Source organism: Neobacillus kokaensis, from assembly GCF_014656545.1.
Taxonomy (GTDB): Bacteria; Bacillota; Bacilli; order Bacillales; family Cytobacillaceae; genus Neobacillus; species Neobacillus kokaensis.
The window spans coordinates 88698-103497 of sequence record NZ_BNDS01000015.1 but is presented as its reverse complement, the minus strand read 5'-3'; the positions used below and the strand labels follow the sequence as shown (position 1 = coordinate 103497).

General features: G+C 39.0%; 11 protein-coding genes. 10 read left to right on the top strand and 1 reads right to left on the bottom strand.

The features are described 5' to 3' along the window. The first annotated feature begins 46 nt into the window (after window positions 1–46). The 5 genes from IE222_RS16770 (at window position 47) to IE222_RS16750 (ending at window position 6011) form a co-directional block, all read left to right on the top strand. Window positions 47–469 (top strand): hypothetical protein, encoded by a 423-nt coding sequence (locus tag IE222_RS16770; RefSeq protein ID WP_191274739.1) that lies wholly within the window; start codon window positions 47–49, stop codon window positions 467–469. 162 nt (window positions 470–631) lie between these two features. Further along, entirely contained in the window at window positions 632–1207 is a 576-nt protein-coding gene (locus IE222_RS16765; RefSeq protein ID WP_223282758.1) for a thermonuclease family protein, read from the top strand. Window positions 1208–1682: 475 nt separating this feature from the next. Then, window positions 1683–2753 (top strand): maleylacetate reductase, encoded by a 1071-nt coding sequence (locus IE222_RS16760; RefSeq protein WP_191274737.1) that lies wholly within the window; start codon window positions 1683–1685, stop codon window positions 2751–2753. Between the two features lie 281 nt (window positions 2754–3034). Next, window positions 3035–4537, top strand: coding sequence for a sulfatase-like hydrolase/transferase (locus IE222_RS16755; RefSeq protein ID WP_191274735.1), 1503 nt, complete (start codon window positions 3035–3037; stop codon window positions 4535–4537). A 154-nt stretch (window positions 4538–4691) separates the two neighbouring features. Next, on the top strand, window positions 4692–6011 hold the full coding sequence (locus IE222_RS16750) for an MFS transporter (protein ID WP_191274734.1): 1320 nt from the start codon (window positions 4692–4694) through the stop codon (window positions 6009–6011). 163 nt (window positions 6012–6174) lie between these two features. Here IE222_RS16750 and IE222_RS16745 read toward each other — a convergent pair whose 3' ends face one another. Beyond that, window positions 6175–6900, bottom strand: coding sequence for a FadR/GntR family transcriptional regulator (locus IE222_RS16745; protein WP_191274733.1), 726 nt, complete (start codon window positions 6898–6900; stop codon window positions 6175–6177). A 458-nt stretch (window positions 6901–7358) separates the two neighbouring features. Between IE222_RS16745 and IE222_RS16740 the strand changes: the two genes are divergently transcribed. The 5 genes from IE222_RS16740 to IE222_RS16720 all read left to right on the top strand — a co-directional run bounded on the left by IE222_RS16740 (window position 7359) and on the right by IE222_RS16720 (window position 14785). Then, on the top strand, window positions 7359–8501 hold the full coding sequence (locus IE222_RS16740; protein WP_191274732.1) for a M24 family metallopeptidase: 1143 nt from the start codon (window positions 7359–7361) through the stop codon (window positions 8499–8501). 18 nt (window positions 8502–8519) lie between these two features. Continuing rightward, window positions 8520–10655: a hydantoinase/oxoprolinase family protein gene (locus IE222_RS16735; protein WP_191274731.1), complete on the top strand. Its 2136-nt coding sequence runs from the start codon at window positions 8520–8522 to the stop codon at window positions 10653–10655. Continuing rightward, window positions 10624–12336, top strand: coding sequence for a hydantoinase B/oxoprolinase family protein (locus tag IE222_RS16730; protein ID WP_191274730.1), 1713 nt, complete (start codon window positions 10624–10626; stop codon window positions 12334–12336). Before IE222_RS16735 ends, IE222_RS16730 begins: the two co-directional genes overlap by 32 nt. A 148-nt stretch (window positions 12337–12484) precedes the next feature. After that, complete coding sequence (locus tag IE222_RS16725) at window positions 12485–13312, top strand: dioxygenase family protein (RefSeq protein ID WP_191274729.1); 828 nt, start codon at window positions 12485–12487, stop codon at window positions 13310–13312. Window positions 13313–13483: 171 nt separating this feature from the next. Then, complete coding sequence (locus IE222_RS16720; RefSeq protein ID WP_191274728.1) at window positions 13484–14785, top strand: aromatic ring-hydroxylating oxygenase subunit alpha; 1302 nt, start codon at window positions 13484–13486, stop codon at window positions 14783–14785. Window positions 14786–14800 lie beyond the last annotated feature (15 nt).

Below are 14800 nucleotides of genomic sequence, written 5' to 3'. Positions count from 1 at the left end.
TATATGCACAAAAAACCCAGGGCAATAAAAACCGAGGTGTTTTCATATGCTTGTGAAAGAGCTTTACCTGGATTCGATCCATTTTGAGGAATCCTCATTGGCCCATTACATCTACTATTTACTGGCAGAAAAGAAAGTTTCATTAGATGACAACGTATCTAAATTAGACTTTGACCAGGCAGATCATCAGAAGGTAACAGAAATGATTCAAAACAATGTTTTGGGCTTTCATAAGGTAGACATTTATTCACTTAAAAGGAACCGGGGAAATTTTGTTTTTATCTTTGCTGGCAGCAAGCAAGAGGCCGTCCAATTCTATACGGAAACATTTCTGCAACCCCCATTGAACTGCCATGAATATTCGCTAGATTACCAACTTATGAGGGGAAAAGAGGTGATTTCGTTTCGGGATATGAGGAGAGAATATGAAAATTTCCCGGCTGTCGCTGGATATTTTACGAAGGGCTAGATAGGAATCTGGAAATTGGCGGTCAGTTACCAGACGTAATAATACTTTAATGCAGCAGGGGATTGCCCCTTTTTCACAGAACGGATTTATGGAACGATTAAGTTAGGTTTTGATAGGGTTTACAACAGTTTTTTTCATTCTTATAGGCGGGAGGAAAATATCGTGCGAAAGTTTTTCATTAATACTGCTTTACTCACATCAGCTGCTATTATAATTCTTTCAAATCAAGAAACGGAAGAAGTCCAAAAAAGTACAGATTCCGTTATGGAAATGTCAGCAGCTGATGTAACGGACAGGATTCCTGCTAGATTAGTAGAAACGGTTGATGGCGACACAATTAAAGTAATAGTCATGGGAAAAATAGAAACGGTACGTTACCTATTAATAGATACACCAGAATCAAAAAAGCCAGGTATGTGTGTCCAGCCCTATGCCAGGGAAGCGGCAATACGGAATGAGCAGCTTGTAAAGGGAGGTCAATTAAGTCTTGAGCTCGAACAAGGGAACACCAAAGATTCATATGGCCGGCTGCTAGCATATGTTTTTGCCGACGGGCAATCGGTTCAGGAACAGCTGCTTCAGGAAGGGCTGGCACGTGTAGCCTATATCATTAATCCACCATATAAATATTTACAAGAATATCAGTCTGATGAAAGGTTAGCGAGGGAACACAAACGAAAGATTTGGAGCCGAGCGAGGTATGTGACGAGTAAGGGTTTTAGGGGGTGCAGGATGTAGAGGTCGGGAAAGCCCTTCCTTCGCTTTTCATTGCTAAATAAAAGTTTTCTTTATTATTATTCTTGGAGATTGTGGTAGATTATCAAAACTTTAAAAAAGAACTACCGATGTTCTCTTAAATAACTAGGCAAAATACAGTTCTTCCAATTGGTAAATATGTTTGGTAACTGAGGGGTACGATACCAAGCTAAGACGTGCAGCCACACTATTATTTAACAATTTTATCAGTAGATTAGAAACACCAGCCTAATTATAAAAGTGTTCACCACTTGAATTGTATAAAAAAATTACAATTCAAAATATTTAATTAAATGTAAAACAAAATATGATATCCTAATAAAGTGAAGGAGAATTGCTGTTCATTTGGGAAATTATCTTTTCTGGTTTTTTAGGACTCTATTCTTAAATGGCAACTCAGGAAGCAGGGGATTTATTCCAAGTAAAAATCACTAGGTTGAAGTGGGGAGGTTAAAGTTTGAAACAATTTTTATATGAAGCACAGCCATGCAGAACAGTATTTGGTGAAGGGACTAGAAGGAATATTCGTAAAGAAGTAGAACGATTAAATCTGAAAAATGTTTTAGTTATTTCAACATCAGGGTTGAGTGGGAGCACTACAGCAGAGCATGTGGCAGTATTATTAAGGGACCTATGTAAGGGTATCTTTTCGAAAGCGGTCCAGCATGTGCCAATTGAAAATGTGTATGAAGCGTTAGATTTTGTAAAAAGCAATAATATTGATGGTTTGGTGGCGGTTGGCGGGGGTTCTCCAATAGGACTTGCCAAAGCGGTTGCATTAGAAACAGAGCTGCCGATTGTGGCGCTTCCCACAACCTATGCAGGCTCTGAAATGACATCTGTATGGGGTATTACTGAAAATGGAGTGAAAAGAACAGGAACAAATTCAATTGTAAAGCCGAAAACGGTGATTTATGATCCTGAACTAACTTTAAGCATTCCAGCTAATCTCTCTGTAACAAGTGGAGTGAACTCGGTTGCCCACTGTGTAGAGGCTTTGTATTCAGAAAGCCGTAATCCGATTACATCTCTTTTGGCTGAAGAGGGGATTCGGTCGATTGCGAGGAGCCTGCGAAGAATTGTCGAGAACCCGGATGATCTCGAAGCTCGTTCAAAAGCCTTTTACGGTGCCTGGTTAGGAGGGACTGTGTTAGGTTCAGTTGGCATGGCCTTACATCATAAGCTTTGTCATACATTGGGGGGGACGTTTAAGCTGCCACATGCGGAAACTCATACAGTGCTGATTTCCTATGTGATATCATATAATTCAGACTATGCCCCTGAAGCAATGGAGGTAATTGCCAGATCCTTACAATGTAATAAAGATGATGTAGCATCCACGCTTTATGATCTGATTCAATCATTAGGTGGCCCTGTCTCTTTAGAAAGTATCGGCTTCCAAAGAGAGGATATTGAAAAGGCAGCAGAATTAGCCGTGAAAAACCCATATTATAATCCTCGTCCAATTGATAAAGGTTCAATTAGGGATTTGCTTGACCGTGCGTACCATGGAATTAGGCCGGAATAAGAATGAAAAGAATCATACACAAGTGCTTGCAGATATTTATTATTTGCAAGCTTTTTGTTATTTTCCAGTTTATTTCCTGTTAAATTATCAATTTAAATAAGTGGTTAATCGGAAATGATTTGCATTTTTCACAAGCAATACTATTACACGATAATAAAAACAATGAATTTTCTTTTTTAAATGTAAATATTTCTTACAAAAGATATTATTTACACATTTAAAGGGATTTGATACATTTGATTATAGAATTTTCAAAAGATTAAAACAATAGGAGGAAATACATGACAAAACAGCAACCCAATATCGTATTTATTACCTGTGATCACCTAAGAGCTGATCACTTAGGATGTGCGGGACATCCCATTATTCAAACCCCGCATATTGATCAGCTAGCCCGCAATGGGGTACGCTTTGAGAATGCTTATTCAGCTACACCAATCTGCATCCCAGCCCGTGCTTCGATTATGACAGGAATGGAAGGGCATAGTCTGGGTTTAACAACCTTTAAGAAAGGCTTTGAGCTTCCAGTTAAAGAGACCCTGCCACAGCTGCTAAAGGATCAGGGTTACCAGACAAAGGTTGTTGGAAAAATGCATGTTTTTCCAGAACGATGTCATTATGGCTTTGAAACAATGCTGTTATGTGAGGAAGGGGCAAGATTTGGGGATTATCTCGGGGAAAATCGAGGCTATGACGATTATGAACAATGGTTAGCCGAACAGGGATATGCTGGTATGGCATTTTCCCACGGAATTTCTGTCAATGAATATGCAACAACCATTTGGAATCTTCCGGATCATTTACATCCAACGGAATGGATTGGTACCAACGCTTGTAAAGAAATAAGAAGAAGGGATTGGACAAGACCACTTTTTCTATGGGCATCATTCACAGCCCCACATCCACCTTTAACTCCACTTATGAAGGATTTATACATGTATCAGCAAGATGAGATTCCCATGCCAGTGTACGGTGATTGGTCACAGGACCACCCTTCCTTCCATGCTTTAAACTTATCCTTTGGAGAAGGAAAAACTGACAAACAGATTGCACTTGCTAGGCAGGCTTATTATGCTTCGGTTACTCAAATTGACCGCCAAGTCAACAGGATTATTGGAACCTTACGCGAACAAGGGATATTAGAAAATACGTGGTTTATTTTTACTTCGGATCACGGTGATAATTTAGGCGACCATCACCTCTGGCAAAAAGCGAATTTTCTACAAGGGGCATGTAATATTCCATTTATCATTACACCGCCATTAAGCGGAGATTATGATCAAGTATTCCATACAAACTGGCTTCCAGGAAAGGTGAGTGAAGCGGTGGTAGGCTTACAGGATATATTACCGACATGTTTGGAGATAGCAAAAGGCTATGCACCTGAACAAGTAGATGGAAAAAGCTTAATCCCGATTGTCATAGAACCGAAGGAGTCTATACGTAATACAATCTTAGGGGAATTCGGTCATGTTGGACAACGTTCCTTAATGCTAACTGACGGATATTGGAAGTATATTTGGTATGAAGAAGATGGAGTGGAGTTGCTTTTTAATCTGCGAGAGGACCCAAATGAAATAAAGAATCTTTCCGGACTTGAAACACATGTGTTAAAAGACTGGAGGGGGAGATTAGTGAAGGTACTGGCTGAAAGATTTGCCGACCCGGCTACAGATGGAAAAACACTGCGTGCTTCAGCCCAAGGTTATAAGGTTTCTAAAAAGGAATTAACAAAGGTGATTAATACAGAATGGCCGTACAGCCATCCGTATGGCCTGCGCTAATCCAATCATTATTTAATAAAATTGTAGATTTGTAGCGATTCTTTTATTCCCTTACACAGAATCTCTTGAATGATTATCAGGAGCAAACACTTTAGGTATTCAGCAAACTATGATTACGACAAGTGAAATTTATTGAAAAGAAGGGGTCAAGAAAATGAAACAGTTAAATAATGATTTATTGGAAAATGAAAGAAGTGGAAGGATTTCGAAAACCGGCTGGATGATGCTTATCTTTTTATTTTTCTCCTTTTTGATTAACTTTGCGGATAAGTCAATCATTGGGTTAGCTTCTGTACAGATAATGAAGGAATTAGATTTAAGCCCATCACAATGGGGAATACTCGGAAGTTCATTTTTCTGGACCTTTACGTTGACAGGCTTTATAGGCGGATTTTTAACTGACTATTTTGGACCAAAAAAGGTATTAGCGTGGATTACAAGTATTTGGTCATTTGTTCAGTTTATGACCCTATTTTCTTTCAGTCTGCCATATTTGATTATCACTAGAATGATTATTGGAGCTGGAGAAGGTCCAGCCTACACGGTATCAATGACAGCAGGAGCAAAATGGCTGCCAAAGGATAAACTAGGAGCCGGATTTACCATTATAAATTTAGGTGGGAATGTCGGGGTTGCCTTGTTCATGCCAGTATTGGTATATGTGATTGCAGAGTATGGCTGGCGCTGGGGATTTATATTAACAGGTTTAATGGGTGTTATATGGATTATTCTTTGGTCATTATTGGCAAAGGAAAATCCAGAGGGAGTCAAACATATTAGAGAATCTATCAAGCAGCCATCCCAATCCAAGTCAACCTGGCAAGAAATTTCGCCTATTTTACGTTCAAAAAACTTTATTCTATTAGTTTGTATCGGCTTCTCATCCTATTGGATCTTTTCTGTTTTGCTAACATGGTTACCCAATTATTTAGCAACCATTCGAAATATGAGTGAGGCCAATACTGCTTATCTTTGGGCGGCACAAGCGTTTGGACAGGTGGTTATTGCTTTATTTTCAGACCATTTGTATCGCAAAACAGGTAGCGTACGAAAGTCCCGTGTGTTTGTACTTGGTTCCATCGCTGTTACCTGCGGGATTCTCTTTTATGCTGCCCCAATGGTTAGTTCCAATCTTTTATCAGTTGCCGTATTTGCGTTTGGAGTCGGAATGGGAGCCGTATTCTTTGTTCTTCTGCCGGCTATATTAGATTCATTTGTACCGGATAAGCATCGTGCAAAAATCCTTGGAACCTTAATGTCGTTGGTTTATACAGCGGGAATTATTGGTCCAATTATTACCGGTTATATTATTGAAAACTCTTCAGGTTTGGAAGCCGGCTTCATTAATGCTTTTCACTTTTTAGCTTATATGTTAGTGATTTTTGGAACGATGTTTATTTTGTTTTGTAAACCGGATAAGCAAATAGAGGTGAATAAGATTTCCAAACAAGAAGTAGAGACAATACTTCAATAGGAATTCAGAGGGTACTTTAGTTTGAGCATGTTTCCCGATTCATAGTAAAAAAGGGGTTCTTCTGAACCCCTCACGATTTTTAACACCCAATTTTGATAATATAAATTTATTGGAACAAGGGGAGTACTAATGAATGGTACTCTTTTTTGTTTGCTGATTACAATTAAATGGTAAGTCCCTTATGACCAATTAAATAAAAATCCTGTTTAAAGTGTTCTAGATGACTAGCCATTTTCTTCTCTGCAAGTCTTTGATCACCGTATTCAATCACTTCATAGATTTCCTGCAGTTCCCGTGCCAGCTGAACCTTAAATTCATCGGTAGAGGATAATAATCGAAACATCGGTTTTAATACATCCATGATTGACTCCATTGTCACAAAAATTAATGAGTTATGGGTGGCTGTCGCAATCGCCCGATGGAATTCAAAATCGCGTTCAAAGTATTCATAATCCGATAGATTCTCTGTTGGATCGGGTAAAAGATTTTTTAATTTCTTTAAATCTTCTTCCGTCCTTCTGATGGCTGCAAGTCCGCATGTTTGTGTTTCCATTACAATCCGATAATCTATTAATTCTTCGATAGAAAATCCTTTTAAGACAAGAGAAAGTGAAATGTAATTTTTAAATTCATAGATAAAGGACTCAGGGGAAATATCTGTTATAAAATGTCCTCCTTTAGCCCCTGGTCTTGACACAATTAGTTTCGATGCCGTTAAAAGCTTGATTGCATCACGAATCGTAGGGCGGCTGACCTGAAATAGATCTGCTAGCTCTTGCTCTGATGGAAGCTTATCTCCTTTCTTTAATTTTCCACTAACAATCGACTCTTTTATTTGTTCAACAATTTGTTCTGGGAGAGTTAATAATTTCCTATTTAGAATCTTCATAATATTCCCCTTTTTTTAATTTAATAATACCGGAAATTCCATCTGTTAGCAATCTTTAAATGTAAATATTTCTTACAGATGGTATTATTTACACATTTAAATGAAAATGATACATTTTAGATATAGAATTTTCTAAATATTCTACCTAAACTAGGAGGGATTTTTAATCTGACTTGATAGTGAATATTTTTATTAGTTTGTATTGATCATCCAGATCAGCATAAAGTGAAAAGTTTTTACAATTCACAATGTGTACTTTTGGTAAATGTAAGAAATTCGAACATTTGAAAATGTTTACATGGTATCGAATAACTGCTAAATTATGAATTACGTAATATTCCTAATTTTCGAATTATATAAGAATATTTTCTTGAACCCACTTGTCAAATGGTTTTGACTACGTACACCGAAAATATAGGAAATTAATAAGGATTGTAAATTTTACGGAGGTGTATAGAATGCATACGGCAATACAAACCAAAAAAGCAAAAATTATGGAACAAAGATGGAAGAAACTTGATCAAGGAATGGAAGTAAACCAATTCGATGCAATCATAATTTATGGAAAAGGAATGCTAACTGAATACGGAAACCTGTTCTATTATGGCGGCTATTATCCGATTGTTAGACATGGGTTTGTTATTTATGTAAAAGGACAAAAGCCGATTGCTTATTACAATACACGGGCTGACTACTATCTTGCAATGCAAATGGGCACGATCGAGGACGTTCGTTACGTTGGTATGGGGGATGTAGTTCATAGTGAGAACGGATTATATGTAGAGATCGCCCGAGAAATTAATGATGCGAATCCTAGCAGAGTTGGTATTGTAGGGTTAAAGTCTTATTTGAAATTCGAGCAGTATGAGTACTTTACAAAGCATATTAAAGCGGATGTAGTGGATGCAACTGGAATGATGGAAGATATTAAGTTGATTAAATCAGAAGAAGAAATCGATCTGATTCGTCAATCCTTTGCCCTAGCCGAAAAAAGCTACGAAACATTTAAAGATGCGATTCGTTCCGGCAGAACGTCCTCTGAAATAGCTGGTGAAATTGAAAGAGTAGCAAGAGGAGGGGGAGCGATTGATACTTTAATCTTTGTTGAGGAGGGTCCTTACTTTTTACGGAAAGCAACACAAACACCACTAAGCAATAATGCTCTAGTGACTGCGTTTGTTGAGTTAATCGATGAAAATGGCTACTGGGTTGAAAAAGGCGGATTATTTGTTCTTGGTGAACCTCCGAAGGAAACAATGAATCTGGCTAATGCCTGTGTAGCGGCAATGAAAGAAGTAAAGCAAATTATAAAGGCTGGAATTACTGTAGGCGAGGTGGCAGATGCCATCCATAAACATACAGATGGCCTTGATGTGAAAATGGGAATTTGGCATGGTCATGGTGTAGGGGTTGACCATGATAATCCGATTATTAGAGATAACGGTGAGGATAAGCTCGAAGAAGGAATGGTAATCAGTGTTCATCCTAACTTCTCTGATGCTAACGAAACAGTTGGAGCCAGTATTGCGGATGTATTTGTTGTAAGAAAAGACGGGGCAGAGTCATTAAGCAAATTATCCTATGATATTACGTATCTCTAAAAAGAAAGGGTGAATCTGTTGAAATCTTATACTATTGGAATTGACGTTGGAGGGACATTTACAGACTTTTTAGTTCTAAACTCGGAAGACCAGACGCAAATGATAGAAAAAATCTCCTCTACGCCGGCTGATCCATCTATTGGTGTTTTAAATGGATTATCATTGATTGCAAAAAAGCTAGAAATGGAAACAAAAGAGTTGCTAGAAAATACGAAATTAATCGTTCATGGAACAACCGTTTCAACCAATGCGGTATTGACAAGCACAGGTGCCAAAACAGCCTTGCTGACAACCAAAGGGTTCCGAGATATCCTACAGATGAGACGCGGAGTAAGAAGTAAGGAACATTTATATAACAATAAATATGTAGCTCCGCCTCCACTAGTAACAAGAGATTTAGTAATCGGTATTGACGAGCGGACAGATTTAAATGGGGAAATTATGAAGGAAGTAAGAGAAGAAGAGATTTTAGAGGCAGTAGAATGGTTTAAAGAAGAAGAAGTCCAGTCTGTATCCATCTGCTTCATGCATTCGTACGCGAACCCTGAAAATGAACAAAAGGCAAAAGAACTTGTGCAAAAACATATGCCGGAAGCTTATGTCACCATATCGACCGATGCTGCGCCGGTTGTCCGTTTATATAACCGTGTAAGTACGGTTGCGATGAATGCCTATGTTGGACCAATCTTAAAAAAATATATGGACCGTTTAATCGAAAAGCTTAAACAAAATGGATTTATCAATGGGGAACTGCTCATCATGCAATCAAATGGAGGGGTGACAAACCCGCTAACGGTTTCAAGAATTCCTGCTTCAACCGTATTATCTGGACCTGCTGCAGGACCAGTTTCGGGAAGTGCTTTTGCACAAGCTTCCGGATATGATAAGGCGATTGTTGTTGATATGGGAGGTACGTCATTTGAAGCTTCAATTATTGAAGATGGACAAGTAGCGATTAAAAAAGAAGGAGAAATTAATCGAAACCTTATTTCACTTCCAATGGCTTCTATTCATACCATTGGTTCAGGTGGCGGAAGTATTGCCTGGATCGATTCAGGCGGATTGCTGCGAGTTGGTCCACAAAGTGCCGGTGCATCTCCAGGACCTGCTTGCTATGGAAGAGGAGGCGTCGAGCCGGCATGTACAGATGCTAATCTTGTTTTAGGATATTTAAGTCCTGACTTCTTCTTAGGAGGAACGATGGAAATTGATATCAATCTATCAAATCAAGCAATAGAAAAGTATATTGCACAGCCTCTCAAGATGTCAGTCGAAGAAGCTGCATATGGAATCTATCAGATTTCTAATTTAAATATGGCAAATGGTGTAAAAGAAGTAACAATCCAAAATGGCTATGATCCTCGTGATTTTCCACTAGTTGTAGCTGGTGGAGCAGGGCCAATCCACGCGGCAATGATTGCCAGAGAATTGGGGATGAAGGAGATTATCATTCCGACTTTCTCCTCAGTATTATGTGCAGTCGGCATGCTTGCTTCCCAATTGAGACATGATTATGTGAAGAGCTTCCAGAAAACTTGGGAGAATACGGTATTTTCAGATGTTATCAAAGTGCTTGAAAATGACCGTAAAAATGGTACCGAGGCCCTACTATCTGAAGGTGTTATTATGGAAGACCAAATCATCATGGTCGGTCTAGATATGAGGTACAGCGGTCAGCATTATGAGGTTACGATTGAGGTGCCAGAAAATGAAATTTTGGCAGGCAATAAAGTATTTGTAGAAGAAAAGTTCCATGAAGAGAATGAAAGATTGTATGGTTTTAACTTAAAAGGACATAACATCGAAGTAGTGAATGTACGTTTGTCCTGCCTAGGGAATTATACGCAATTCTCCCCTCAACAGATTGATTTACTTGGAGATGAAAGACTAGTTCCAAAAACAGAGCGTCAAATTTTTGATCCAGTGTTAAGAAAAGAAATCAATTCACCAGTTTTTGATGGCGATAACATGAAGGCAGGCGCTAAAATATCAGGTCCTGCTATTGTTGAAATGACAACTACAACCATTGTCGTTCCGTACCAATTTGAGATTTTCTTGGATCAAAATGGAACCTTTATCATGAAAGATAAAATAGCAGAATTTGAGAAGGGAGAGGAACTTAATGGATCCAATATTAGTGTCAGTCATCTCTAATCGATTACGGTCAATTGGAAGACAAATGGGGGCTGTGATTGAACGAAGCGCACATTCTCCACTCCTTGTCGAGGGCCGGGATTTTTCCTTAGGAATTTACACAAAAGATGGACAATTGATTGAACAAACAGAGTATATTCCGATTCTTGGTTACGCTGCTGTTCCAGGAGTAAAGGCTGTAATTAACTATTTTAAAGGCGATATTCATGAAGGCGATGTATTTTTGCATAACGATACCTTCAGCGGTGGTAATCAAAACTCTGATTGGAAGGTACTAAGGCCAGTATTTTTTGAAGGTGAATGCGTTGCCTGGACGGTTGTTACCGGTCATCAGGCTGATGTTGGCGGTGCGGTACCTGGTTCTTATAACCCTCATGCGACAGACCTCTGGCAGGAAGGACTGCGGATAACCCCAATTAAAGTCTATGAAAAAGGGCAAAAACGCAGAGATGTTTGGGACTTGATCTTTGGAAATATCCGCTTGCCAATTGTTGCTGATGATATTCAGGCGATGATAGGCGGCTGTGTTGTAGGTGAAAGGGAACTAGTAAACTTACTTAAGCAATATGATGTGAATACCTTAAATCAGGCAGTAAATGAAATCTTTGATTCTACTGAAAAAATGGCACATGAGATTATTGAAAGAATACCTAATGGGGTCTATTCATCCCGTTGGTGGGTTAATGATGATGGATTCAATCCGGACGCAAAGATGAATATTGATCTAAAGATTAAGGTTGAAGACCAGCATCTGACATTTGATTTTACTGGAACCCATCCTCAAACAAAAGGGTATGTAAACGCACCATTCCCAGTAACGCTTTCTTCAGTGATGATTGCATTCTTTATGTTGAGCGAACAAGAAATTGCCCGAAATGAAGCGATTCAGCGATGCATTACCATTAATGTGCCGGAAGGATCGATGCTTAATCCTCGTTTCCCGGCGGCATCAGGATTTGGAAACCATTTAAGCGACCAGATTTGTTCAGCAGTATTCCTGGCATTATCAGAAGCACTGCCAGAAAGAATAACGGCCGGCTGGAATCCGCTATTATCTACCATAATGAATGGATTTGATGAACGCAGGAATGCTCCTTATGTTGATATTCTATTGAATGCAAGTAAAGGAGGAAGCGGGGGAACTTACGGTGCAGATGGGTACGATCACATTGGGTTAATTGCTTCTGGCGGTGCATTGGCTGCACAAGATCCAGAAATGTTTGAAATTACCAATCCGTTTTTCCTTCATAAATACGAATATGCTATGGATTCAGCAGGTTCCGGGCAATGGCGTGGAGGTTTGGGAGTCGAAACTGAATTAACCATCCTATCAGATGGAGCTCAAGCAAGTGTATTTGGAGACGGAGACAAAGACGAAACAGCGGCTCCGGGAATTTTGGGCGGTTCTTCAGGTGTGGCAAACTATGTTAAATTTGAATATCCAAATGGGGAAACCTACCAGACAAAAACCAAGGATCTAATCTCTAACATTCCTGCTGGAACAATCTATAAGCAGTTGGCAGGAGGGGGCGGCGGATATGGTGATCCGAAAAAACGCCCGGTTGAATTAGTTGCCAAAGAAGTAAAATATGGCTATATCTCCAAAGAAACAGCGGAAAAACAATATGGCGTAAAAATCAAAGATGTTAAAAGAGGTAGTGTGGCTGAAGTAGTCAGATAAATTCATATTAATCAATCAATGCTCAAGGAAGAAAGGTGTAAGCCTTAAACGCAGACATCCTTGAGCATTGATTTTAACCTTTTCCATCATACGGTGTTATCTCCCAGTTTAATAGCAACCCAAACAACATTTAAAGGGGGAAATTTGAATGAGTAAAGAACTTGTAACGGCAATTAAAAATCATAGGTTAATTGAGGTAACCGAAAAATTAACAATGGCTATTAAAGATGTCGTAAACGAGTGTGAAATTAAAGAAGAGGAATTACTTAAGGCTATTTCTTTTTTAAATGAAGTGGGTAAAAAAGGAGAATTTCATTTATTGTCCGATGTATTAGGGGTATCAGTCCTAGTTGATAACATCACGTACCAAGATGATGCGGACGCTGATACCACGTTGTTTAATGTGGAAGGCCCATTATATCGGGAAGAAGCGCCAATCCAACAATCTCCGGGAAGTCTTTGTGAACTGGATGAACCGGGGGATGTTTTGTTTATGCAGGGAAAAGTTATTTCCGCTGCTACGGGAAATCCAATACCAAATGCCTTATTGGATGTTTGGCAGGCAAATGCAATTGGGGATTACGAAAATGAAGACGAGAATCAAACAGACTATAATTTAAGAGCAAGAATTCTTGCTGATCATAATGGCTACTATGAGTTTCGTACTGTTGTTCCAGCAGGATATGATATTGGGAAAGGGGGGCCAGTAGGAGAACTGATGAAAGCAGTAGGCCGCCATGCGATGCGTCCCGCACATATTCATTTTAAGATAGAGGGGGAAAGTTTTAAAACGCTTACAACACAGCTGTTTCCACCTAATGTACCATGGTTGGATTCAGATGCCATCGGAGCTGTTAAAGAGCCTCTGATCATGAAATTAGAAAAAGTAACCGATCCAGTAGAGTGTAAGAAAAGAGGAGTCACTACTCCATTTTATATCTGTCAGTATGATTTTAGATTAAAAGAAAAAGTGTAAGGTAGTTTAAGTTAGTAGAAAATAGAGTGAACTTCAGGACGGAATCAGTAAGAAAATTTTTTAATTAATTTACACTATTGTCACTGTGTTTACGATAAATTTCTAAATTATTAATAGAAAGTAAACATCCCAAAAGTCAATAATCGATGCAATAGAGTGGGAGGAAACATAATGGAACAATACCTTAGTTTAGATGAAATGGTTCAGCCACATCGTATCCACCGAAAACTTTATACTGAAAAGGAAATATTCGATCAGGAAATGATCAAAGTTTTCGGAGGAACGTGGGTGTATCTTGCTCATGAAAGCGAGATTCCAAAACCAAATGATTTTAAAACAGGCTATATGGGCAAACGGCCAGTGATTATTGTTCGGGATAACAATGGCAGCTTTAGTGCAATGTTTAATCGCTGTACACATCGCGGGGCAACAATTTGCCGGGAAGAAAAGGGCAATAGCAAGGTATTTTCTTGTCCATACCATGGCTGGACTTTTAAAAATACGGGGGAATTAGCAGGATTTCCTTGGCCAAGCGGTTATTCCAAAGATATGGACCGTTCGGATTTGAACCTTTCACATATCCGAGTCGATTCTTATCGCGGCTTTATTTTTGGAACGTTAAATAGGGAAGCACCTGATTTACTAACCCATTTGGGACCAGCGGCAGAGCTGATGGATCAATGGCTAGACCGCTATGATGGAAAAAATATTATTGTTCGTAATCCTAATCGTATGGTATATAACGGAAACTGGAAGCTTTCTTATGATAATGGGGCGGATGGATATCATGTAGCTTTTTCACACCGTTCCTTGCTGGCAGTCGGACAGCGCCTTGGTGAAAACAAAGATATGACGTATTTTGCTCAAAATCCTGATAACAGTGAAATGACGATTCAATATTTGGGAAATGGTCATACTTTTGTTGACCAACGTCCTAATTATAAAAATGTTGGGGACAAATGGAAACAGCAGCGACCACAGCCGGGAAGAGAAATTTTAGAAGAAGCGATTCGCAACAAATTTGGGGAACAAGCAGACTATTTATTAGACCAAGCAATTGGAGGACAAATGAATCTCTGTATCTTTCCGAACTTGCTATTGATTGGGAACCAAATTCAAGTCATCCAGCCGGTTGATGTAAATCGGACTGAACTTATTTGGTATTCCACACAGATAGAAGGACTGCCGGAAGAAATCAATGTTCTACGTCTTCGAAGTCAAGAGGATTTTCCTTCCTTTGGTGAGCCGGATGATATGACCAATTTTGAAGAATGTCATTTCGGGTTGACAATTCCGGAGGTTGAATGGGTGAATATAGGCCGTGGCTATAGAATTGATGGCCGTCAAACGATAGATGAAAAGGGAGTTATTAAAGGACCCGTAACGGATGAATTGCCGATGCGTAATTATTTTCAAGAATGGAAGCGCTTAATGAAGACAAATCTTCAATTGACAGCTGTTTCTTGTAATTAAATCACTGAGAAGGAA

What these genes read in the sequence shown, in the direction of transcription:
- IE222_RS16770 (WP_191274739.1), top strand. Translation starts at nt 47, where the DNA reads ATGCTTGTGAAAGAGCTTTACCTGGATTCGATCCATTTTGAGGAATCC.
- IE222_RS16755 (WP_191274735.1), top strand. Translation starts at nt 3,035, where the DNA reads ATGACAAAACAGCAACCCAATATCGTATTTATTACCTGTGATCACCTA.
- IE222_RS16750 (WP_191274734.1), top strand. Translation starts at nt 4,692, where the DNA reads ATGAAACAGTTAAATAATGATTTATTGGAAAATGAAAGAAGTGGAAGG.
- IE222_RS16745 (WP_191274733.1), bottom strand. Translation starts at nt 6,900, where the DNA reads ATGAAGATTCTAAATAGGAAATTATTAACTCTCCCAGAACAAATTGTT.
- IE222_RS16740 (WP_191274732.1), top strand. Translation starts at nt 7,359, where the DNA reads ATGCATACGGCAATACAAACCAAAAAAGCAAAAATTATGGAACAAAGA.
- IE222_RS16730 (WP_191274730.1), top strand. Translation starts at nt 10,624, where the DNA reads ATGGATCCAATATTAGTGTCAGTCATCTCTAATCGATTACGGTCAATT.
- IE222_RS16725 (WP_191274729.1), top strand. Translation starts at nt 12,485, where the DNA reads ATGAGTAAAGAACTTGTAACGGCAATTAAAAATCATAGGTTAATTGAG.
- IE222_RS16720 (WP_191274728.1), top strand. Translation starts at nt 13,484, where the DNA reads ATGGAACAATACCTTAGTTTAGATGAAATGGTTCAGCCACATCGTATC.